The 22105-nt window shown below is 58.6% G+C and carries 21 protein-coding genes; 8 read left to right on the forward strand and 13 right to left on the reverse strand.

Going from position 1 to position 22105, the window contains the following annotated elements; all coding sequences use genetic code 11:
- The first annotated feature begins 37 nt into the window (after nucleotides 1-37).
- Both KOL70_RS18890 and KOL70_RS18895 read left to right on the forward strand, forming a co-directional pair.
- Complete coding sequence (locus KOL70_RS18890; protein ID WP_215481341.1) at nucleotides 38-676, forward strand: SMI1/KNR4 family protein; 639 nt, start codon at nucleotides 38-40, stop codon at nucleotides 674-676.
- A 397-nt stretch (nucleotides 677-1073) separates the two neighbouring features.
- Nucleotides 1074-2462 carry an ISNCY family transposase gene (locus tag KOL70_RS18895; RefSeq protein ID WP_215480316.1) on the forward strand — a complete coding sequence of 463 codons (1389 nt, stop codon included), beginning with the start codon at nucleotides 1074-1076 and terminating at the stop codon, nucleotides 2460-2462.
- Nucleotides 2463-2592: 130 nt separating this feature from the next.
- On the opposite strand, the gene KOL70_RS18900 is transcribed toward KOL70_RS18895, so the two are convergent.
- Nucleotides 2593-3285, reverse strand: coding sequence for a hypothetical protein (locus tag KOL70_RS18900; RefSeq protein ID WP_104093620.1), 693 nt, complete (start codon nucleotides 3283-3285; stop codon nucleotides 2593-2595).
- Between the two features lie 388 nt (nucleotides 3286-3673).
- On the opposite strand from KOL70_RS18900, the gene KOL70_RS18905 reads away from it, so the two are divergent.
- Nucleotides 3674-4378, forward strand: a complete 705-nt coding sequence (locus KOL70_RS18905; RefSeq protein ID WP_104093619.1) for an MgtC/SapB family protein — start codon at nucleotides 3674-3676, stop codon at nucleotides 4376-4378.
- Nucleotides 4379-4402: 24 nt separating this feature from the next.
- Here KOL70_RS18905 and KOL70_RS18910 read toward each other — a convergent pair whose 3' ends face one another.
- From KOL70_RS18910 to KOL70_RS18930, 5 genes are all read right to left on the reverse strand, one after another.
- A complete protein-coding gene (locus KOL70_RS18910; RefSeq protein ID WP_058775021.1) occupies nucleotides 4403-5413 on the reverse strand; it encodes a substrate-binding domain-containing protein in 1011 nt (336 codons plus the stop codon).
- A gap of 29 nt (nucleotides 5414-5442) precedes the next feature.
- Nucleotides 5443-6852 carry a sucrose-6-phosphate hydrolase gene (locus KOL70_RS18915; RefSeq protein ID WP_215481342.1) on the reverse strand — a complete coding sequence of 470 codons (1410 nt, stop codon included), beginning with the start codon at nucleotides 6850-6852 and terminating at the stop codon, nucleotides 5443-5445.
- Nucleotides 6852-8222: a sucrose-specific PTS transporter subunit IIBC gene (locus KOL70_RS18920; RefSeq protein WP_127834882.1), complete on the reverse strand. Its 1371-nt coding sequence runs from the start codon at nucleotides 8220-8222 to the stop codon at nucleotides 6852-6854. The genes KOL70_RS18915 and KOL70_RS18920 overlap by 1 nt, the downstream gene beginning before the upstream one ends.
- 64 nt (nucleotides 8223-8286) lie before the next feature.
- Nucleotides 8287-9843, reverse strand: a complete 1557-nt coding sequence (locus KOL70_RS18925; RefSeq protein ID WP_211075110.1) for a carbohydrate porin — start codon at nucleotides 9841-9843, stop codon at nucleotides 8287-8289.
- Nucleotides 9844-9973: 130 nt separating this feature from the next.
- On the reverse strand, nucleotides 9974-10900 hold the full coding sequence (locus KOL70_RS18930) for an aminoimidazole riboside kinase (RefSeq protein WP_215481343.1): 927 nt from the start codon (nucleotides 10898-10900) through the stop codon (nucleotides 9974-9976).
- A gap of 236 nt (nucleotides 10901-11136) precedes the next feature.
- On the opposite strand from KOL70_RS18930, the gene paoA reads away from it, so the two are divergent.
- The 5 genes from paoA to KOL70_RS18955 all read left to right on the forward strand — a co-directional run bounded on the left by paoA (nucleotide 11137) and on the right by KOL70_RS18955 (nucleotide 15563).
- Entirely contained in the window at nucleotides 11137-11757 is a 621-nt protein-coding gene (gene paoA, locus KOL70_RS18935; protein WP_021509446.1) for an aldehyde dehydrogenase iron-sulfur subunit PaoA, read from the forward strand.
- Nucleotides 11754-12710, forward strand: a complete 957-nt coding sequence (locus KOL70_RS18940) for a xanthine dehydrogenase family protein subunit M (RefSeq protein WP_215481344.1) — start codon at nucleotides 11754-11756, stop codon at nucleotides 12708-12710. The genes paoA and KOL70_RS18940 overlap by 4 nt, the downstream gene beginning before the upstream one ends.
- The gene (gene paoC, locus KOL70_RS18945; RefSeq protein ID WP_215481345.1) at nucleotides 12707-14896 is read left to right on the forward strand and encodes an aldehyde oxidoreductase molybdenum-binding subunit PaoC; all 2190 of its coding nucleotides are present in this window, start codon (nucleotides 12707-12709) and stop codon (nucleotides 14894-14896) included. The genes KOL70_RS18940 and paoC overlap by 4 nt, the downstream gene beginning before the upstream one ends.
- Nucleotides 14897-15027: 131 nt before the next feature.
- Nucleotides 15028-15279 carry a type II toxin-antitoxin system Phd/YefM family antitoxin gene (locus KOL70_RS18950; RefSeq protein ID WP_088517619.1) on the forward strand — a complete coding sequence of 84 codons (252 nt, stop codon included), beginning with the start codon at nucleotides 15028-15030 and terminating at the stop codon, nucleotides 15277-15279.
- The gene (locus KOL70_RS18955) at nucleotides 15276-15563 is read left to right on the forward strand and encodes a type II toxin-antitoxin system RelE/ParE family toxin (RefSeq protein ID WP_058770149.1); all 288 of its coding nucleotides are present in this window, start codon (nucleotides 15276-15278) and stop codon (nucleotides 15561-15563) included. Before KOL70_RS18950 ends, KOL70_RS18955 begins: the two co-directional genes overlap by 4 nt.
- 50 nt (nucleotides 15564-15613) lie before the next feature.
- Here the strand turns inward: KOL70_RS18955 and KOL70_RS18960 are convergent, their stop codons facing one another.
- Genes KOL70_RS18960 through KOL70_RS18990 form a run of 7 tightly spaced genes read right to left on the reverse strand, consistent with a single transcriptional unit; the run spans nucleotide 15614 to nucleotide 22103 of the window.
- Entirely contained in the window at nucleotides 15614-16948 is a 1335-nt protein-coding gene (locus KOL70_RS18960) for a M20 family metallopeptidase (RefSeq protein WP_215481346.1), read from the reverse strand.
- Between the two features lie 3 nt (nucleotides 16949-16951).
- Nucleotides 16952-17896, reverse strand: a complete 945-nt coding sequence (locus tag KOL70_RS18965; RefSeq protein WP_132463790.1) for an ABC transporter permease — start codon at nucleotides 17894-17896, stop codon at nucleotides 16952-16954.
- Nucleotides 17893-18834 carry an ABC transporter permease gene (locus KOL70_RS18970; protein ID WP_058758759.1) on the reverse strand — a complete coding sequence of 314 codons (942 nt, stop codon included), beginning with the start codon at nucleotides 18832-18834 and terminating at the stop codon, nucleotides 17893-17895. The genes KOL70_RS18965 and KOL70_RS18970 overlap by 4 nt, the downstream gene beginning before the upstream one ends.
- Nucleotides 18835-18845: 11 nt before the next feature.
- On the reverse strand, nucleotides 18846-19817 hold the full coding sequence (locus KOL70_RS18975; RefSeq protein WP_215481347.1) for an autoinducer 2 ABC transporter substrate-binding protein: 972 nt from the start codon (nucleotides 19815-19817) through the stop codon (nucleotides 18846-18848).
- 24 nt (nucleotides 19818-19841) lie between these two features.
- Nucleotides 19842-20609: an ATP-binding cassette domain-containing protein gene (locus KOL70_RS18980; RefSeq protein WP_104093608.1), complete on the reverse strand. Its 768-nt coding sequence runs from the start codon at nucleotides 20607-20609 to the stop codon at nucleotides 19842-19844.
- Complete coding sequence (locus KOL70_RS18985; RefSeq protein WP_215481348.1) at nucleotides 20602-21258, reverse strand: TenA family protein; 657 nt, start codon at nucleotides 21256-21258, stop codon at nucleotides 20602-20604. The genes KOL70_RS18980 and KOL70_RS18985 overlap by 8 nt, the downstream gene beginning before the upstream one ends.
- Nucleotides 21258-22103 carry a BtpA/SgcQ family protein gene (locus KOL70_RS18990; protein ID WP_058781454.1) on the reverse strand — a complete coding sequence of 282 codons (846 nt, stop codon included), beginning with the start codon at nucleotides 22101-22103 and terminating at the stop codon, nucleotides 21258-21260. The genes KOL70_RS18985 and KOL70_RS18990 overlap by 1 nt, the downstream gene beginning before the upstream one ends.
- Between the last annotated feature and the right edge of the window lie 2 nt (nucleotides 22104-22105).

Raw genomic sequence — 22105 nt, forward strand, 5'->3', positions numbered from 1 at the left:
TTATACAGTAATAATAAAGATCCATAAAAGGAGTAACATGAAAGACCCAATCTCAAAGCTATTGTCAATTTGCAGCAATGAGTTAGCAAAGCCTTTCGATGATATTTCTGGCACTCTTAAGCTCGAACTTTCATCAAAGTTTCCTGATTATGTTGCTCTGTTGAGAATGCGCAATGGGTTTTATGGTTTTGAATCAGCGCTACATGTCTTCCCAGGAACACACGAACACGATGATTTTAATATCTTTTCCTGGAATGAAGAAAAATTATGGCGCGAAAGCTATGGTGGTATGACAGATGGTCATTTCTTTTTTGCAGAAGATGCATTTGGTGGGCAATTTTCTTTAAAGGGGGATGGAATATACTCATTTGATCCCGAGACCGGTGAAAGCCAAAAAATGTGTGAAAATTTATCTCAGTGGTGCGATGCTATTCTAAATGATTATGACTTTCTAACAGGTCATTCGTTGATGCATCAATGGCAGATCACGCACGGAAAAATTAAGCAGAATCAGCGGTTAGTGCCTGTCATTCCTTTTGTTTTGGGTGGTGAGTTTTCAGTTAAGAGTTTGCGTGCTCAGCAATCTGTAACAGCAATGCGAGCAAGGGGAAGTATTGCAGTTCAGATTAAAGATATGCCAGATGGTAGAACTATAAAACTGAATGTTGATGACTGAGAAACGCTTAGATGCTTCTGAATGAATTCTGTGTAGTGGAAAGATGAATTTCCCTAAGCGATGCTATTTTTTATTCAATGCCGTAAGCGATAGGTGCAAACATTGTTGAACAGATGACAGCAACGCACATCGTCAGTAAAAATATAACACCGTGGTGACAAACGGACCGGTAGGATAAGTTTTCACTGTCGCCGTGATGAAATGAGTTGTGGGCCTGGTAAGAGGCGTGAAGGGCGAACTGAAGGATTACGATACGTGACTAGATATCTTATTTAACATAATCATGATTATGCGCACTTTAGCTGTAGTGGCTAAATTCAGATGTCCGCCTCTGGCTATATTGAGATGTCCGCATTATCGTCCTTTTTCCAGGGTTTCCCGGCTGAGGACGCAACTGATGACGGCTTACGGTTCGGAGTGCTTTACGATGAATGAAGTTAACCGCCTCAAGATCCTGCAGGACGTCATTGATGGCCGGCTTACAACCTCGCTTGCATCACAACGACTTGGCATAACGGATCGGCACTGTCGGCGTCTGTTAGCGCGTTATCGCGAGTCCGGGCCGCTGGCTCTGGCGAACCGTCGCCGGGGATTGCGTGGTAATCGCCAGCTTCTGCCGGGCCTTGCTGAGCTTGCTCTGGGCATCATCCGCGATAACTATGCCGACTTTGGTCCCACGCTTGCCTGCGAGAAGCTAGCCGAGCTCCATGACGTTGTGCTGGCTAAAGAGACCGTGCGTCAGCTGATGGTTCGAGCGGGACTTTGGATCCCCCGGAAAATGCGAGCGCCGAGGATCCAGCAGCCACGGTATCGTCGCGCCTGCGTTGGCGAACTTATACAGATTGACGGCTGCGATCATCGCTGGTTTGAGGATCGCGGCCCCGCCTGCACGCTGCTGGTTTATGTTGACGACGCAACCAGCCGCCTGATGCAGCTCCACTTCGTAAAATCTGAGTCCACGTTCACCTATTTTGACGCCACCCGCGGCTATCTGGAGCAGCACGGTAAACCGCTGGCATTCTACAGCGACAAAGCCAGCGTGTTTCGCATTAACAACAAAAATGCGGTTGGCGGTGACGGCCAGACGCAGTTCGGGCGTGCGATGAACGAGCTCAACATCACGGGCATCTGCGCCAACACCAGTTCTGCCAAGGGTCGCGTGGAGCGTGCACATCTGACGCTTCAGGATCGGTTGGTCAAAGAGCTGAGGCTGCGCAAAATCAGCACGCCGGAAGCCGCCAACGCCTTTGCCGCTGAGTTCATGGCAGACTACAACCGGCGGTTTGCGAAGGCACCAAGGCACGATTTTGACGTTCACCGGCCGCTTGATGCTGGTGATAATCTGGAACAGATATTTACGTGGCGGGAACCTCGCAGGGTCTCAAAATCACTTACAGTTCAGTATGATAAAACTCTGTATCTGCTTGAAGATAATGAAAAAAGTCGGCGCGTAATGGGGAAATACATTGAGGTGTACCACTATCCCGATGGCAGAATTAAACTCTGGGGAAACAATGCTGCACTTCCCTGCTCTGCCTATGATCGGCTGGCTGAGGTTGACCAGGGAGCGATTGTAGAAAACAAACGGCTGGGGCATGCCTTGGCTACAGCTAAGCTGATGCAGGATAAACGAGACAACACGCGATCGCTGTCAGTAGCGACAACGCACAGGACACGCAAAAAGGATCCAGCCAAGAAGCCCCAACGGGCACTGAATGAAAATGACTTGCTTGAAGCGCTTGCTGACTTGCAGGCTCATAGCAAGGAGATATTTGGCAAGACCTGACGGACATTTTAATTTAGCTGGAAAGCGGACATTTAAAAACAGCTTTAACATTAGCCCGAAAGGTAAATCAGTAGCACCCATACACAGCTCCATTAGTTTGAGGCTGCCAGTTATGGCGCACTCACCATATTTAAATCCTCGCCGGCAATAAAGGAAAACACTTCGTCCAGTTGTAGTTAGTCTTCGCCAGCATCAGTTCTCCCGCCACCTCAGCAAAATTGATATCCTGACGTTCATAAAAGAATTGACGCAAAACTGCGGGTAAAAACTCAGCGCTGTAGCGCAGTAACGTGCTGTGCCAGAATGGTGCCGGCAACGGGCTGTTGCTATGCCGCATCAGCAATTCATTTTTCCAGTCTGAATCCAGAACCTTTTCACAGAATGACTGGCGCATGGCAATCGCAGGCGTGTCAGGTATGCCCGCAAGCAATAACTGGCCGGGCAACGCCACTAAACGCAGACCCCGGATAACGATTTTTTTCGCAGCAAATTCCTGCCAGATTGTGGTCAGTTGCGCCACTTTCGCTGGTAAACGCTCATTGATGTTGTAAAGCGGCAAGGTCAGAGGCAAAAAAGTAAAATGAAGACCTTGCGCTGGCAAGGTATCGGCAAGCGGATCAGCCAGTGTGAGTCGTTGCAATTCATCAATCAGACGTAACACCGGTAAGGAAACTGACGGCTTTATCCCTGCGGCAAGCGCCAGTTTTACCGGATCGTAATAGTTCTCTTCACGGATGTTCCCGATGCCTGCATTTTTCGCCCACAGCGCAATGGTGTTCTCGTTTGCAGAACGGTACCGGGTTTGCAGACTGATTGGTTGCATGTCAGACCTTAGGGTATTTGGATAAGCGCAGATAATTAATTATGAAACGTTTTTTAGCAGATACTCCAGCCTGATTGTGGTGAAAACGCGTGATTATCTCATGCCTATTCAACCCCGCTTAAACGATGCGCGATTTGTCTTCGCTCTGACGGAGCAAAGCGTCTACAATGCCGGCGAAATTTTTACTGATGAGGATACACAATTGGACACCTGTCCCACACGATTACAATCGGTGCCGATGCTGAGATAGCCTCATCGCTGTCTTAGCCCTGCGTTAAGACGGTGGATTTCCCTCCCCCCTTTTTCCTGCGTTCTGTCTGGCCCCGCTGTAATCCATTCTTATAACCCTGAATATCCATTGCCCGGCGGTGATGGAGTGAGGTCTGACATGGACTGGAAAATCTTTTTATTGCGCGTCACGGTCGCGCTGATTCTGGGCGCGCTGATTGGCAGCGAGCGCCAGCTGCGCCAGCGCCTGACCGGGCTGCGCACCAATGCGCTGGTCAGCACCGGTGCCTGTTTGTTTGTGCTGATGACACAAAGCGTGCCGGGAATTGCCGCAGATGCCTCGCGCGTCGCGGCCTATGTGGTTTCCGGCATTGGCTTCCTCGGCGGTGGCGTCATTATGCGCGATGGCCTGAATGTGCGCGGTCTTAACACCGCTGCCACGCTGTGGTGTACCGCGGCGATTGGCGTGTTATGCAGCATGGGCTTGTTGCTGGAGGCAGGCATCGGTTGCGTGGTTATTCTGTGCGCCAACATCCTGCTGCGCGAGCTGGCACAGGGCATCAATCGGCAAAGCATCATTATTGCGGAGGACGCCAGCCAGTATTACAAAGTGCAGATCATCTGTCTGGCGGCCGATGAGGTGCAGGTGCGCAGCCTGATGCTACACAGCCTTGGCGGCAGCGGTCTGCGGCTGCAATCCCTGCACAGTGAGGATCTGGAACCCTCACACCGCATGGCGGTAAATGCGGAAGTGCTGGGTAAACCCAGCCTGACCGATCAGCTGGAAAATCTGGTCAGCCGCATCAGCCTGGAAAAAGGCGTCAGCTCGGTCAGATGGCAGGTGTGTGAGCCGGAGACCGATTAAGTCGTTGAACGCGCTGCGGCTGCGCTACCTGCCAAAGCGCAGCCGCAGCGTTGCCGGCAGCACGGTATGCTGGCTGATGGGTTCATCGCCGTTAATCATGGTAGTGAGCAGCGTAAAACACTCCTGCGCCAGGCGCGGCACATCCTGCTCGACGGTATCGATCGGCAGTGTCAGTGAGTCATACAGATAGTGATCGTCAAAGCTGGCCACGCGGATGTCGCTGTGCAGCAGATGATGCTGGCTCATGTAGCGCAACACCCCTTCCAGCAGACCGCAGGCGGCGGTGAAAATCGCTTTGGGCGGACGCCCCAGCCGGGCGCACAGTGCGGCAAACATTTCATAACCGCTGCTCGGGTGATAGTTGCCATGAATGATCCACTCCGGTCGTGGCGTCACACCTGCCCGTTCGAGACCCTGCATGAAACCGGCCAGACGATCTTTGGTGGGTGACAGACGCGGCTGACCGCCGAGGAAATAAATTTCATCCGGATTGGCACGCGCCAGCCGTTCCACCAGCTCGGCAGTCGGCGTGACCGAATCGGTCATCACCAGCGGCAGTTGCGTATCATTAACGTAGCGGTCAAACAGCACAATCGGCAGTTGATCGCTCAGTTTGACGTAGTCACTGTCGCTTAACATGCTGGACGCCACGATCAGCCCATCCACCTGACGCGCCACCAGATTATCCACCACCACCCGCTCCTGCCCGGCGTTCTCGTCAGTGCAGGAGATCAGCAGCTGTAAGCCCGCCTCGCGACACAGATTTTCCAGCGCGTGCGAGAACACGGCAAAACCATGGTTGGTGATCTCCGGCACCACTAAACCCAGCGTATGGCTGCGATTATCGCGCAGCGAGCGTGCGTGAATACTGGCCTGGTAGTGATGTTCGCGCGCCAGCGTTAATACCCGTTCACGCGTCTCTTTCGCCACGCGCAACTCTTTGCCACGGCCATTCAGCACCAGGCTGGCGGTGGCTTTGGACACCCCCGCCAGCGCGGCGATATCCGCTATGGTAACGCGTTTGGTTTTTCTCACGTCAGTGCATCGGTTAAGGAAACAATGACTTATTCTACCATGCACGGCCGTAACGACCAGTAGCGCGCCGTCACTTCTGCGTGTCCGGTCAGGGTTAATTGCGCCGGATTCGCCGGGAAGTAGCGGCTGCTCATCACCCCTTCTCCTTCATTAATGAAAATCTCGACGCTGGAGTGATCGCACAGTAACTGGAGCTGACTCACCGCGCCGCGCCAGTAACGGAACTGCCACTCGCCGTTTGCCAGACTGCGCCGCGCGAGCCGCAGCCCGTCGGCACGCCATTCCAGCCGTAGCCGGTCGGCGAAATTCAGGGTGATGTCGCCCTGCCCGCTCAGCAGTAACTCCAGCCGCTGCGCATCAATGACCGGCGCATCGGCGGCTGGCCCCTGATAGTGTTGTTCAGTGCTGCGCAGCGCCTGCAGTTCAGTGACAGGACGCTGGAACAGCCGGCCATCACGCGTGCCCAGTTCGCGCACGCAGGTCATCTGATGGATCCAGCCATTGGCCACCGTGGGCTGCAGCATCTCCTCGCCATCCGGCACGCCCATCCAGCCCACCAGCAGCCGGCGTCCGTCGGCGGTTAGCGTGGTTTGCGGTGCGTAAAATTCGAAACCGGCGTCAAGCTCATGCAATTCGCCATGGCTAAAGCGGGCGTTAGCGTAATCAAGATCGCCGGACAGCCACGCGCTGGGATGCGCATTGAGAAAACGGTGCTGTTCCCGGGCAAGCCCCTGCGGGCAGCAAATCAGGAACGTGCTATCGCCGAGGGTAAACATGTCCGGGCATTCCCACATGTAACTGGCTGCCGTCAGCCCGTTCAGGCCGCTGCCGGCAATCTCGCCCAGATTGTGCCACTCACGCAGGTCCGCCGAGCGCAGCAGCAACACTTTGCCCTGCTTTTGTTGATCCTGCGCACCCAGCACCATGAACCAGTGCTCGCCATGCCGCCACACTTTCGGGTCGCGCACGTGTCCGGTATAGCCGTCGGGCAGCGCGATCACCGGCCCGAGTTTGTCAAAGCCGCCCTGCGCATTCTGCACCGCCAGACACTGCCAGGCGGTACGCGCGCCATCGGCAAACTTCACGTTGCCGGTATAGATCAACGTCAGTGCGCCATTATCATCAACGGCGCTGCCCGAATAGCAGCCGCTGCGGTCATACTCCTCATCCGGCATTAGCGCTATGGGTTCATGCTGCCAGTGCAGCAAATCGGCTGAACTCCAGTGCCCCCAGCATTTATGCTGATGCTGACAGCCCAGCGCATTCCACTGATAGAACAGATGGTAACGCCCGGCGAAGTGGATAAAGCCGTTCGGATCGTTAAGCAATCCGGTGACGGGCGCCAGATGCCAGCCCGGATAATGCGGGTCGCTCAGCGCGCGCGGCTGACCGCGCATCACCGCCTGTAAAATATCGGGTAACAATGTAAAAGCCGCCATTATTCCGCGTCCGTTTTGTATTTGAGCAGATAAGAGATCACAAATGCGCTGCTGAAGGCAATCACCATGCCAATGGCATAATTAAGCAACGAGCTGGCCTGCACAATCGCCATGCCAGGCAGACCGGTCAGACCGACAGCCGTCATATACACATGCACCGACACTACCCAGGCACCGCCCAGCGCGCCGCCAATCAGGCCGGCGATAAAGGGTTTCATAAAGCGCAGGTTGATACCGAAAATCGCCGCCTCGGTAATACCCAGCAGCGCTGAAAAGCCGGACGGCAGCGAAATCGCTTTGATTTTCACATCGTTGGTTTTGAACCATACCGCCAGACAGGCACCGCCCTGCGCCACGTTAGCCATCGCCCAAATCGGCAGCAGGAAGTTGACGCCAATCGCCGGATTGCCCAGCAGCCCGGCTTCAATCGCATGGAAGCTGTGGTGCACGCCGGTGATCACGATAACCGAGTAAAGCCCGCCAAACACCAGTCCGGCCAGCCAGCCGGCATGGGCAATCAGCGTGCTGAGAACGAATGAAATACCGTCGCCCAGCATCCGCCCTGCCGGACCAATCACCAGCAGCGCAACGAAGCCGGCGATAATCACCGTCAGGAACGGCGTCAGGATCAGATCCAGCGCGTCCGGAATCACCCGGCGCAGCTGCTTCTCCAGCACGCTCATAAACCACACCGCCAGCAGCACCGGAAACACCGTGCCCTGGTAGCCGATCATCGCCACTTCGATACCGAAAAAGTTCATGGTATGGAAGCCGGCCGCCACGCCCCAGGCGTTGGTGAGCGCCGGATGCGTCAGGATGCCGCCGAGTGTGGCGCCGAGGAACGGGTTTCCGCCAAACTCACGCGCCGCGGTGAAGCCAATCAGGATCGGCAGGATAATAAAGGCCGCCGAGCTGCACATATCCAGCATGATATACAGCGCGTTGTCGGGGTTAACCCAGCCGTAGGTTTTAACCATGCCGAGCAGTCCCATCAGCAGGCCAGAGGCCACAATCGCCGGGATGATCGGTACAAAAATGTTCGACAGCAGACGCGCAATACGCTGGAACGGATTGAGCTTGCGCGCGGCGATATCCGCCGCTTCCGACTTGCTGGTTTCACTGATGCCAGCTTCGCGGATAAACGCGGCATACACTTTATTCACCACGCCAGTGCCAAAAATCACCTGCAGCTGTCCGGCATTGCGAAAACAGCCCTTCACGCCCTCCAGTTTGCCAATCGCGGCGGTGTCGGCTTTGGCGTCATCCACCAGCACCAGGCGCAAACGTGTGGCACAGTGCGCCGCACTGGCGATATTTTCCCGGCCTCCCAGCAGCGGCAGCAGCGACCGGGAAAGAGTAACAAAATCCATAGTAACCTCTGTTTTTGGTTGTTATGCCATCATGCGCTAAGCGGCCCGCACGCGGGCCGTTTCATCAGAACCAGGTTTCCATTTGCACGCCAAAGTTCCACTCGCCGCCGGACTTAAAGCCGGTGCTGCCAAAGGCGTCATCGCTGGCGTAGTTATCCAGACGATGATCCCAGTCCATCCAGCTGGCAAACAGGCGGATTTCCGGACGCTTGAGGAATTCGCCCACGTCGCTGGCTTTGAGCGTGGGGGCGACGGTGAGCTTGTAGAAGTTGCCGCTGACGGCCTGACGATTGTTATAGCCTTCAGGCCGCAGATCCATGTACTGATATGAGCCTTCATACTGCATCTCAAAGTTCTGGGTAAATTCCTGAATCAGGCGCAGGTTCACGGTGGCCCACTCATAGCTGTCGCCTTTGACATAGCGGTCTTTGCTGCTCTGCGCCAGCAGCGCCGGCGCGATGTGCCAGCCCGCGCCCAGCGGCGTCATCCCGTAGCTGGCGAGCCGCCAGGTATTCGCCTGCGGCAACAGCGCGCCGTCGGAACCAATGCTCTTCACTTCTGCGCCGAGGCCATGACCGTACAGCAGCGCGGTTTTCGCTGAACCTTCACCCAGGCCGTAGAAGCTGTCGTTGTGCAATCCGACCAGGGCGTGCACACCGTCACTGGCGGCATCACTTTTCACGCGGTTGCCGTCAATATCGGTGCGCTGATCGTTATCTTTCGCGCGCATGCCGCTCACCATCAGCTGCAGCGGCCCGACAAAGTTATTCAGCGACAGAATGTAGTTTTGCGCGGTGTTGTCGTTATTTTCGATGTCTCCGAAGGTGCGGCCATAAATCGACAGGTTGCTGCGGGCGTCATCGCCCCACTTCATGTCGTAAATACCGGCCCCGGTTCCGGCGAGAAACACCACATCGGAATCGATCCAGTGGATGTCGAAGTTATCGCGGTCGAAACGCTTACCGGCCCACACCGTGGTGTCTTTGAACGCGCCGGTGAAGGTCGGGAGCTGCCCCAGCTCGACAAACGCCTGACGCAGGTTGAGATCGCTGCTGGCGGCAGTCCAGTCGTTGTAGGTACGCTGTCCGTCGGCCAGCATCGCCTTGAAGCGCGTGGTGGCACCGTTGGTCAGCGTTTGTTTATGTTCGAGGTTAAGTTCAACGTAGGTATCCGGCTCATTGCCGAGCCGCCCGACGTGACCGCCGGTCTCACCGGCTGGCGTGACGGTGGGCCCGCCCTGAGTTTTGGCGGCGGAACTGTTCATCAACAGGCCGGAACGCGCGTAGCCATGAAACTCAAAGCCCTCTGACTCGCTGCTGGCGGCAGGCGCAACAGGCTGAGCGGCCTGCGGTTCGGTCTGTGCCACGGCAACCGGCGTCGGGTTCTGCTGCTGCACCGCAGCCAGCTTTTGCACCTGCTGTTCCGCCGCCTGCGCGCGCTGCTCCGCCACGCTGGCACGCTGTTCAGCCGCGGCCAGCCGTTTTTCCATCGCCGCCAGACGCGCTTCAATACTGCTCATGTCGTCTGCCGCCCAGGCTGAGCCTGAGCCTAATACGGTACTAAGGGTTATCGCGATTATGCTTTTTTTCACTGTTTTGCATCCCTGAGGCAAGGCTATCATCAGATGTATTTTTTTGCTAAACCGGTTTAGGCACCGCATCATAGCGGTGCCATTTTTTAAAGCGCAATGGATTTTGCTAAACCGATTTAGTGGATGTGAGATACATCGCAAAACAGGGAAAACGGCGGGGTCAGATACTGTGCTGCTGTAGCTGTTGATGGTTGGGTAACGCGGTCATCGCGCCTTTGGCGGTGGTGGCCAGCGCCCCGCACACCTGCGCCGTAAGCAGGCAGGCCGCCAGCTGCGCTTCATCCACTGGCAGACCCCGCTGCGCCAGTTCCCACAGCAGTCCCGCCACGAAGGCATCGCCGGCACCGGTGGTATCCACGCTGATCACCGCACGCGCGGGATAGTGAGTTTGCCGGCCATCAAAATAAGCACGCACGCCAGCGCTGCCCTGCGTGACTAACAACAATTTTACGGAGAAGCGCTGCGCCAGTTGCGCGATGCCGCTGTCAATGTCGGCGGTGTCCGTCATAAAGGCCAGTTCTTCCACGGAGAGCTTCACCACATCCGCCCGTTGCAGGGCCGCACTGAGGCATTGCAGCAGCTCCGCCGCATCGGACCACAAATCAAGACGGATATTCGGATCGAAGCTGACAAAACCGCCCGCCTCACGCACGCGCTGCATGGCGGTTAACGCCGCCGTGCGCGACGGCTCGGCGAGTAACGCAATCGAACAGCAGTGCAGCCACTCGCCACACTGAAACCGCGGCAAATCGTCTGGCGTGAGAAACAAGTCGGCGCTGGGGCGCACCATGAAAGTGAAGGTACGCTCGCCCTGCTCATCCAGGGCCACGACCACCGTGGAGGTGCGCTGCTGCACATCTTTGCGCATATGGGAAACATCCACCTTTTCCTGCGCCAGGGTCTGACACAAAAACTGGCCAAAAGGATCGTCGCCCACCCGTCCGATAAATCCGCTGTTACCCGCCAGCCGGGCGATACCCACTGCCACGTTGGCGGGCGCGCCACCGGGACACTGCAACAAACGGCCCTCGTCATCAGGCAGCAAATCCACTACGGCATCACCCAGACACCAGATACGTTTCATCATAGTTCAGTCTCACTTAATCGCTAAAACGGTTTAGCAAAGCATGCATATTAATCATGAATGTGGGTATTTGTCACCGTGAACAGACCGACAGGCTTCAGACTTGTCCGTTGCTGGGATCGGTTTCGCCCTGCCGCATGGTCGTCTGCGTATTGACGTCTATGCTTAAAGTTTTCCAAAACCTTATAAAAATCGGTGTCATTGAAATTTCATTTCGCCACTTGTCCGGAGGCAAAGGCATGAGCAACCCACGCGATGAGAAGACGCAGCGGTATTCACCGCAGCAGGAAGAGACTGAGCGAGCCCGGCTGACAGCCGGTGCCGGTTCCGCCGCGCCGGCCCCCGTCACGGTGCCGGTCACGCTGCAGGTGAACGGCGAACCTCAGCAGCTAAATGTGGATACCCGTACCACGCTGCTGGACGCGCTGCGCGAACATTTACACCTGACCGGCACCAAAAAAGGCTGCGATCACGGTCAGTGCGGTGCCTGTACCGTGCTGGTCAACGGCCGGCGCATCAACGCCTGCCTCACTCTCGCGGTGATGCAGCAGGATGCCGAAGTGACCACCATTGAAGGCGTCGGCACGCCGGATGATCTGCATCCGCTGCAGTCCGCCTTTATCCGCCACGACGGCTATCAGTGCGGCTACTGCACGCCGGGGCAAATTTGTTCCTCGCTGGCGGTACTGCAGGAAATTGCGGCGGGCATTCCCAGCCATGTCACGGGCGATCTGACCGCCGCGCCAGCGCTGAGCGATGAAGAGATTCGTGAACGCATGAGCGGCAACATCTGCCGCTGCGGCGCCTATGCCAACATTCTTGCCGCCATTGAAGAGTACGCCGGAGGCCAGAAAGCATGAGAGCCTTTACCTTTGAACGGGCTGCGACGCCTGCACAGGCCGCCAGCAGCGCGATGCAGCATCCGGGCGCACGCTTTATCGCCGGCGGTACCAATCTGCTCGATTTGATGAAGCTGGAAATTGAAACCCCGTCGCACCTGATTGATGTTAACGGACTGGCGCTGGACAGCATTGAACCCACCGCCGGGGGCGGCTTACGTATTGGTGCGCTGGTGCGCAATACCGATCTGGCGGCAGATGCGCGCATCCGGCGCGACTATGCCGTGCTGACGCGCGCGCTGGTGGCGGGTGCTTCAGGCCAGCTGCGCAATCAGGCCACCACCGCTGGCAACCTGCTGCAGCGCACGCGCTGTTCCTATTTTTATGATGTTAATCAACCCTGTAATAAGCGTCAGCCGGGTACGGGCTGTGCCGCACGCGAAGGATTCAGCCGCCAGCATGCGGTGGTGGGGGTCAGCGAAGCCTGTATTGCCACCCATCCCAGCGATATGGCGGTGGCGATGCGACTGCTGGATGCGGTGATTGAAACCGTCAGCCCTGATGGCAGCCAGCGCGCTATTCCCATCGCTGAATTCTACTGCGCACCGGGCGACACGCCGCATATCGAAACCGTGCTGCAGCCGGGTGAGCTGATCGTCGCGGTTACCCTGCATGCACCGCTGGGTGGCACGCACATTTACCGTAAGGTGCGCGATCGCGCTTCTTACGCCTTTGCGCTGGTCTCAGTAGCAGCGGTTATCCTGCCTGAGGGTGGCGGCCGGGTGGCCGTCGGCGGCGTGGCCCATCAGCCGTGGCGCAGCGCGGCGGCGGATGCTGAACTTCCTCACGGGGCGCAGGCGGTCTGCGATGTGCTGTTTGCTGATGCGCGTCCCACTGAAGCCAACCGATACAAATTGTTGCTGGCGCAGCGCACGCTCGCCTCAGCGATCGCGGAAGCGAGGACCAAAGCATGAAATTCGACACACCAGCAACCGCCAATCCTATCGACCAGCAGCGCGTCGTCGGCCAGCCGCTGGCACGCATCGATGGGCCGTTAAAAACCACCGGCTCGGCGCATTACGCCTATGAATGGCACGCTGAAGAACCGGATGCGGCCTACGGTTATGTGGTCGGCGCGCCAGTTGCCAAAGGCAATATTCTCTCGATTGACACCCACGCCGCGGCGCAGGCACCGGGCGTGCTCGGCATCGTCACCGGAGCAACCGCCGGCAAACTTAACAAGGCAGAGCGCAACACCGCGACGCTGCTGGCAAATAATCAAATCGAACACTACCACCAGGCCGTGGCGCTGGTGGTGGCGGAGACCTTTGAGCAGGCACGTGCAGCCGCTCAGCTGGTTAAGGTTAACTGCCAGGCTGAAACGGGGGCTTACGATCTTAAAGCGGCCCAGCCAGAGGTGACAACGTCACCCGAAGGTGAACCGGATAAAACGCTGGGCGACGTCGATGCTGCCCTGCACAGCGCAGCCTTTACGCTGGACGCCACCTACACCACGCCCGATCAAAGCCATATGGCAATGGAACCGCACGCTTCCATGGCGCTGTGGCAGGATGATCACCTGACGGTCTGGACCTCGAATCAGATGATTAACTGGTGCCACACCGACCTGGCGCACACGCTCGACATGCCGATGGAAAAGGTGCGCGTGCTGTCTCCTTACGTCGGCGGTGGCTTCGGCAGCAAACTGTTTTTACGAAGCGATGCGCTGCTGGCGGCTCTGGGCGCGCGCGCCGTGGGACGCGCGGTAAAAGTGATGGTGCCGCGCCCGATGATCCCCAACAACACTACGCACCGGCCAGCGACGCGGCAGCGCATCCGATTAGCTACCGATGCGCAAGGCCATCTCACCGCCATTGCCCATGAAAGCTGGTCCGGTAATCTGCCGGGCGGAACGCCGGAAACTGCGGTGCAGCAGACTGAATTACTCTACGCCGCCGCCAACCGGCTTACCGGGCTGCGCCTCGCCGAACTCGATCTGCCCGAGGGCAACGCGATGCGTGCGCCGGGTGAAGCGCCCGGTCTGATGGCGCTGGAGATCGCCATGGATGAAATGGCCGCCATCGCCGGTATCGACCCGGTTGAGTTTCGCATCATCAATGATACACAGGTCGATCCGCTGCATCCGGAGCGCTTCTTTTCACGCCGCCAGCTGGTGCAATGCCTGCGCACCGGCGCCAGCAAATTTGGCTGGGCGGAGCGCTGTGCTAAACCCGGGCAACGGCGCGAGGGGCGCTGGCTGGTGGGCATGGGCGTGGCAGCCGGTTTCCGTAACAACCTGCTGGCGCCCTCCGCCGCGCGCGTGCAGCTGGATGCGCAAGGCACAATCACCGTCGAAACCGACATGACCGATATCGGCACCGGCAGCTATACCATCATCGCCCAGACGGCAGCCGAGATGATGGGCGTGCCGATTGAGCAGGTCAGCGTACGGCTCGGCGATTCGGCGTTTCCTGTCTCGGCGGGTTCGGGTGGCCAGTGGGGAGCCAATACTTCCACGGCCGGGGTTTATGCGGCCTGCGTCCGGCTACGCGAGAAGGTTGCCGCACAGTTGGGTCTGGATGCGGAAAGCGCAGAGTTTGCCGATGGGCACATTCACGCCAACGGGCAGCGCCTGCCGCTCACTGCGGCGGGTCCGCTGATGGCGGAAGAGACCATGGAATTCGGCGATCTGGACAAAACCTTCCAGCAATCCACTTTTGCCGGCCATTTTGTTGAAGTGGCGGTCGATAGTGCCACCGGCGAAGTGCGCGTGCGGCGCATGCTGGCGGTGTGTGCTGCGGGGCGCATCCTTAACCCCAAAACCGCGCGTAGCCAGGTGATCGGCGCGATGACCATGGGCCTCGGCGCCGCGCTGATGGAGGAGCTGGCGGTGGACACCCGGCTCGGCTACTTCGTCAATCACGACATGGCAGGCTATGAAGTGCCGGTACACGCCGATGTGCCCGAACAGGAGGTGATTTTCCTCGATGACACCGATCCGGTCTCTTCGCCGATGAAAGCCAAAGGCGTCGGTGAACTGGGGCTGTGTGGCGTCGGTGCTGCGCTGGTTAATGCGGTCTACAATGCCACCGGCGTACGAGTGAGAGACTATCCGGTGACGCTGGATAAGTTACTCGCCGCGCTGCCCGATCAGCCGTAATGCAGGTCCCCTCCGCCAGTGCATGCTGGCTGGCGGAGGGTGGAAAAGCGTAAGTGGCTAAGCTGTCAGGACTAGTTAACAGGTCACCAAACTGATAATATTGAGACCTGTTAACCAGTCTGGAGAGACGTATGCCAAACATCATTCTCAGCGATATGAGCGCCAGCGTCAGTGAATTAAAAAAGAATCCTATGGCGACCGTCAATGCGGGAGAAGGCTTGCCGGTGGCGATTCTTAATCGTAATCAGCCCGCCTTTTATTGTGTTCCCGCACAACTTTACGAGCAAATGCTGGAGGCGCTGGACGATCAAGAGCTGGTTAAAAAGGTAACTGAACGCCACCAGCAGCCGCTGATTGACGTGGATTTGGACAGCTTTCTGTGACATGGACAGTTAAGTTCAGGGAAGAAGCCCTGAAGGAGTGGCATAAGCTGGATAAAGCCATTCAGCAGCAGTTTGCCAAAAAGCTCAAAAAATGTTGTGAAAATCCTCATATCCCTTCGGCCAAATTGCGTGGCATTAAAGACTGCTACAAAATTAAACTCAGGGCTTCCGGGTTTCGCCTGGTTTATCAGGTAATTGATGACCAGTTGATCATCGCCGTGGTCGCGGTCGGTAAACGCGAGCGCAGCGACGTTTATCATCTTGCCAGTGACAGAATGCGCTAACGCATGACGCCGGCCCTCTGCGGCCAGCGTCACTGCGGTGGTTAATGCTCTCAGCGCCCCGCTTCCTTCGCCAGCCCGCACCAGTGCACCAGCGTCAGCGCAATGGCTTTGGTGCAGGCCACCAGATCGGCAATCGGCACATGTTCGTTAGGCTGATGCGACAGCGCCGGATCGCCGGGACCAAAGTTGACCGTCGGCGTCTGGCCCAGCGTGCTGGGCAGGCCAATGTCGCTGTGGGCACCAAAGCCGGCCAGCAGCGGGCTCAGTGCCGCGTCACTCACGCCCTGCTGAAAAGCGCTGACAAAAGGATGATCGGCCGGGATCTCGGCGCAGTCGGCGTCCAGTATCCACTCCACGCGCGCCGGATGCTTTGCCAGGTAAGGATCCAGCGCACACACCTTCGCCACGTGCGCCTCAATCTCCTGTTTTACCTTACCGCCCAGCCCCATCTCATCCTTTTCTGCCGGCAGATACTGCACGTCTATGACGATCTCGGCGCGGCCGGCAATTGACGCCGGATGCTCGCCCACTTTCAGCTGCGTCACGATAATCTGGTTGGGCAGATCCATGAGTGGATGATTTTTATCGGGCTGCGTCTGCCAGCGGCGGTTCAGCACATCGAGCCCGTCCAGCATCTGGCGACACAACATCACGGCATCTACCGGACCGCTGCTGTCCCAGCTGTTCGGCGTTAATTCCGCATGGCCGCCGATGCCATCCAGAATGATGCGCGCCCACAAAATGCCGTGGCAAATCGGCGCGATGCGGTTGGCAGTGGGCTCCGTCATGATACCGGCATCGGCTTTGAAGCCGCGATCCACCATTGCCAGCGAGCCCATGCCGCCGATCTCTTCATCCACTACCGTGGTGAACACCACGTCGCCGGCCAGCTGCACGTTGAGATCCTGCAGCAGCTCCACCGCCATCAGCATGCAGGCCACGCCACCTTTCATATCGACCGCGCCGCGACCATACACCGCCTCGTTGCGGATCTCCGGCACAAAGGGATCGCTGTGCCAGTGCTCAGCTGGACCCGGTGGTACCACGTCAATATGGCCGGTAAGCATCAGCGACTTGCCGCCACCGGATCCGCTCAGGGTGCCGCCCAGATTAGGACGGCCTTCGAAGGTGCGGCCTTTATTGGCGCCCGGGCGGCCCTGATACTTCTGGTACAGCGCCGGGCCATCCGGATCCCACAGATCGGTGTCCATGCCCAGCGCCATCAGCCGCTGCTGCAGATAGCGCTGGCAGTCGCGCTCGCCTGGCCCGGCCTCGCGCGAATCGACTTTCACCACCGAGGGAAATGCCAGCAGGTCGCATAATGTCTGCGCGATACGCTGCGCGCTGGCATCGACGTGCGCGCTAATTTTTTTAGTCAGACTCATGTGTTATCTCCGATAGATAAAAAGTCGTTGTGCCATTAACACCATGATTAACAGCATGCCCACCACGCCCAGTTGCCACACGCTGTTCAGCCCCAGCTGCAACATGCAGGTTTTGAGGGTGACCAGCATCAGCGCGGCGGCGAGAACGCCGATGACACTGCCTCGCCCGCCAAAGATCGCCACGCCACCCAGCAGCGCGGCAGTCAGCGACTCCAGCTCAAGATTGACGCCGATTTCCGGGCGGGCGCTGCCGAGCCAGCACAGGGAAATAAAGCCGGCGCAGCCCGCCAGCGCGCCGCTCAGGCAGTAAACCAGCAGCCGCAGGCGATCGACCGGAATGCCCACCAGCCGCGTGGCGTGCTCGTTGAAGCCGCAGGCGTAGATCCATTTGCCCCAGGCGCTGTTGCTGAGGATCAGCCACGCCAGCAGAAACGCCGGGATGACACAGGTTAAGAAAGGCAACGGAACGGACAGCATGGCCGCCCGGCCCCACTGCGTCAGCAGCGGCGGCACGCCGGCCAGCGCCGCACCGCCGGTTAATGCCAGCGCCAGGCCGGAGAACAGATAAAAACTGCCCAGCGTAACGATCAGCGGCCAGAGGCGTAAGCGCGCCACCAGCAGGCCGTTCAGCGCGCCGGCCAGGCTACCGCTCAGCAGGCAAATCAGCGGCAGCCAGCCGGACGCAATGCCCTGATCGAGCGCCAGCATGCCGATGACCGCCGAGAGCGAAACGTTACCGCCAACCGACAAATCAATGCCGCCGCCGCCAGTCATCACCACCAGCGACTGCCCGAGCGCCACCAGCGACAGCAGCGTGGCAAACTGCAGGATGGAGGTCAGCGACCATGCCGCCAGCATCTGCGGCAGCACAATCGCGATGGCGCCCAGCAGCAACAGCCACAGCGCCAGCAGCAGCGTCAGGTCGGGGGCTTTGCGCCACAATTTCATGCCAGCCTCCTTAGCGATAACAGCCGCCCACTGGCTGCTTCACTGCTCAGCACCAGCAACAGCACCGCCCCGGTGACCACGGTTTGCCACAGCGAGGGCACGCCAATCAGCAGCAGGCCATTTTGCAGAATGCGCAACAGCAGCACGCCGAGCAGCGTGCCGAGCAGACTGCAGGAGCCGCCGGTAATGCGCGTGCCGCCCAGCACCACTGCGGCAATCGCCTCCAGTGCCAGCGTGCCGCCGACGGTCATCTCCACGTTACGATAGGTGGCGATGTAGCAGGTGGCGGCCAGGCCGCACAGCACGCCGCTGAGAGCAAAGGTCGCGACACGCACCTGGGTTACCGGAATGCCCGCCAGCCGCGCTTTTTCTTCGGAGTTGCCGGCGGCCAGCAGCCATAACCCGTACGGCGTATGGCGCAGCGCCAGCCACACCAGCGCCCAGGCCGCGACAATCAGCCAGGCCATCAGCGGCAGCCCCAGCAGCGGCCGCATCAGCGCGTGCGTCAGATCGCCCGGCAGACCGGAAAGCCACTGCCCGCCCAGCAGCACAAACAGCGCCGTGCGCCAGACGCCGAACAGCCCCAGCGTGCCAACAATCGCCGGAATGCGGCCAATCACCACTACCAGCGCGGTGATCAGCCCTGCCAGCAGGCCAATAAGCGGTCCGGCCAGCGCCGCCAGCAGCGGGGATTGCAGCATCAGCAGTTGTCCAACGCCCCACGCGGCCACGCCCATAACCACGCCCACCGAGACGTCCACGCCGCCCATGGCGATCACCAGCGTCATACCCAGCGCGATCAACAGCAGTTCGCTGCTGTTGCGCAGAATGGTCAGCAGGTTGTCAGCGGTGGCAAACCACGGCGAAAACCACGTAAAGCAGGCGCCAGCCAGCACGGCGATCGCCAGCAGAACGATTTCCCGCGAAGTCATATGCATCACAGGCCTCGTCAGAATTTGAACTGGTCGACGTTATCTTTGGTGAACACCGCCGGCTTGCCGAGCAGCAGCACACCGGTTTTGCTGTCAAAGGTCACCGGTTGGGCAAAGCCGGGAACGTGGTTTTCGGCGGCAAAGGCTTTCCCGTCGATCAGCTGTTTGCCCGCCCACACCGTCAGATAGCCAAGCTTTTCCGGGTCCCACAGCACGGTATAGCCAAACGCCCCGCTTTTCAGATAGGCGCGCGCGGTGTTCGGGCTGCAGAAACCGCTGCCAATTACCTTGCCGTTTTTGCCGGCGGTTTCGATGGCCTGCGCCACGCCCGGACAGGTTGTAGAGGCCATGGCAATCACCCCTTTCAGATCGGGGTTAGCGGACATCAAATCGGTGGTGATTTGCGCCGCGCGGCTGGCGGAGCCGCCGGCGTACTGGGGTTTGAGCAGCGTAATGTGCGGGTATTTGCTTTTCACCCGCTGCTGCATAAAGCCAATCCAGCTGTTGAGGTTTGACGCGGTGGCTTCGCCGGAGACGATGCCAATTTTGCCGCGCTCGCCGACGCGTTTGACCATCTCATCGATCACCGTATCGCCCAGGCCCTCATCGGTGGCCTGCGCCACATAGACCGGCCGCCCGCTGTCGGGCGCATCGCTGTCGCTGGTGAACAGATGCACATTACTCGCCTGCGCCTGCGCCATCACCGGCGCAATACTGGAGGCATCCAGCACGCTGATGCCAATCGCATTGACCTTCTGCGCAATCAGGTTCTGCACGATCTGCAGCTGATCCATCGGGTTGGTATCTACCGGACCGCTGTAGACAAACTCCACGCCGAGATCGTGCGCGGCGCGCTTGCCGCCCGCCTCCATCGCCTGAAAATAGGGAATACCGATGATTTGCGGCACGAAGGCCACCTTTTGTGCCGCGAAGGCGTAACCCGATAGAAGCAACGACAGCGAACAAACAGCAGTAGCAATGCGATGCATGATGATTTCCCCTGGTGTGAGTGCTTAGGTGTTTTCGAAAATGCGCGCATCAGGATGCGCACCGGTAATGAGTGCAACGATTTCGTCTGGCGTGGTGTCCGCGTGACGGCGCTCGGCGATTTTGCGACCGCGACGAAACACCACCATGCGATCGGCCACGGCAAACACATCGCTGATGTTGTGGCTGATCAGCACCACGGCGCAGCCGCGTTCCGCCAGGCGGCGCGTCAGCTGCAGGACTTTCTGCGTCTCCGCAACCGCCAGCGCGGCGGTAGGTTCATCCATGATCACCAGCTGCGCGTTGAGATTGAGTGCGCGACAGATCGCCACCGCCTGGCGCTGGCCGCCGGACAGACTGCCGACCGCCGCTTCGGCATCGGAAATGTGCGCATCGAGCTCGGTCAGCAGTCGATCCACCGTTTCGCGCATCGCGCGGCGGCGCAGAAAAGGAATGCCGAGCACGCGGCGCTTCAGCTCGCGGCCAAGAAACACGTTCTCGGCAATCGACAGATTCTCTGCCAGTGCCAGCTCCTGATAGATGGTGGCAATACCGTGATCGGCGGCCTGACGCGGCGAGGTGAATTTCACCGCCCTGCCGTCTACCCACAGCTCGCCGTCGCTGGCGCTGTACGCGCCGGATAACACTTTAGTAAAGGTCGATTTGCCCGCGCCGTTGTCACCCAGCAGCGCCAGCACTTCGCCACGATGGATCGACAGATTGACCTGGCTAAGCGCTGTTAACGCGCCGAATCGTTTGCCGATGTTGCGCGCTTCGATGAAACAGCTAGTCATGGGCACTCTCCGCATAAGCCGCGCTGTGGAAATCGATCTCCCACTGCAGCACGCGGGCGTAAAGCTGCGATAGCTGCGCCTGTTGCGCCGCGCTGAGCGTCAGTGCGCACTGGTCAAGCTCGGTTTTCAGCCACTGCGCCTGCTGATGGAACTCGTCTTCGGCATGCATCTCTACCCAGCGGCGCACGTCAGCGTCCTGCTGCGATTGCGCGCTGACGCGCAGGCACCAGTGGTAATACATCCACTCGGCACCGAACATCAGGGTGATGATTTCCGCATAACTGCCCTGCTGCGCGACTTTCAGCATGCCATCGCGGAATGCGCTAACGCCGGGCAGATCGTCCGGATAATCCGCTGGCTGAATGCCGCGCCGCGTCAGCACCGCCTCAAACCAGGCGATTTGCGTATCCACCAGCGCATTGAGCACGCCAATCAGCCAGCGCTGCTGACGAATGCCGGGTGCCTTGCTCACCGCCAGCGCAAAAATAGCAATGGCGGTGGCGACGAAGTTACCCTCAAACACCAGATAGCGATTAAACACGCTGTCCGGCAGCCGATCGTGCTCAATGTCGACGACAAAGCGGTGCTGCTGCATCGCCTGCCACAGCGCCTGATGCTGCGTCAGCAGCCGATCGCTGAAGCTTTCCATCACGCCTCCTCCAGCGCAGCCTGCGCCACCGCCATAAAGTGCTTCACACGCGCCAGTTCCACCGGGTTCCACCACACGCCATCAACTTTCAGCGTGCTGGCGACAATCACCCCCTGCGTGCGGCCAAGGATCTGGCAGACGTTGTCCGGCGTCACGCCTGAGCCCACCAGCAGCGGCAAGGCAGTTGCGGCGCGGATTTCGTCGATCTCACTCAGCGTGGCGCTGTCGCCGGTGCGCTGGCCGGTGGCGATCACCGCATCGGCTTCGAAGAAGTCAACGTCACGCGTCAGCTCCTGAATCGAGCGGTCGGCGACAATCGCGTGGCTGCCGTGTTTAACATGGCTATCGGCAAATACGCGGATATGATCGGCCCGCAACTGATTGCGATAGCGCAGCGCTTTAGCGGCTGCCCCTTCGATAAAACCTTCATTGGCGATATAGGCATTGGCCCACTGGTTAACGCGCACAAAATCCGCCCCGCCGGCTAATGCCGTGGCAATCGCCGGGATTGCCGCATTGGCCAGCACGTTAATTCCCAGCGGTGCAGCAAAACGCTCGCGAATTTTATCGGTGATCACCGCCATAAATGCCGCCGTTTCCGGACCAATATCGTCGGGCTTGGCAAAGGGAATATCGCCATGATTCTCAACGATTAAACCGTGCACGCCGCCAGCAAGATAATTATCCGCATCGCGCAGGGCACAATCGATAATTTCCCCCACCGGTTTACCACGGTATTTCGGCGAGCCGGGAAAAGCATCACAGTGAATAACCCCAATCACCGCCTTACTGCGTGAAAAAATATCTTGTATCGCGTTACTTTTTTCTGCTGATATAGAAGCCATCT

It is taken from the genome of Pantoea sp. B270 (assembly GCF_018726825.1).
Classification (GTDB): Bacteria; Pseudomonadota; Gammaproteobacteria; order Enterobacterales; family Enterobacteriaceae; genus Pantoea; species Pantoea dispersa.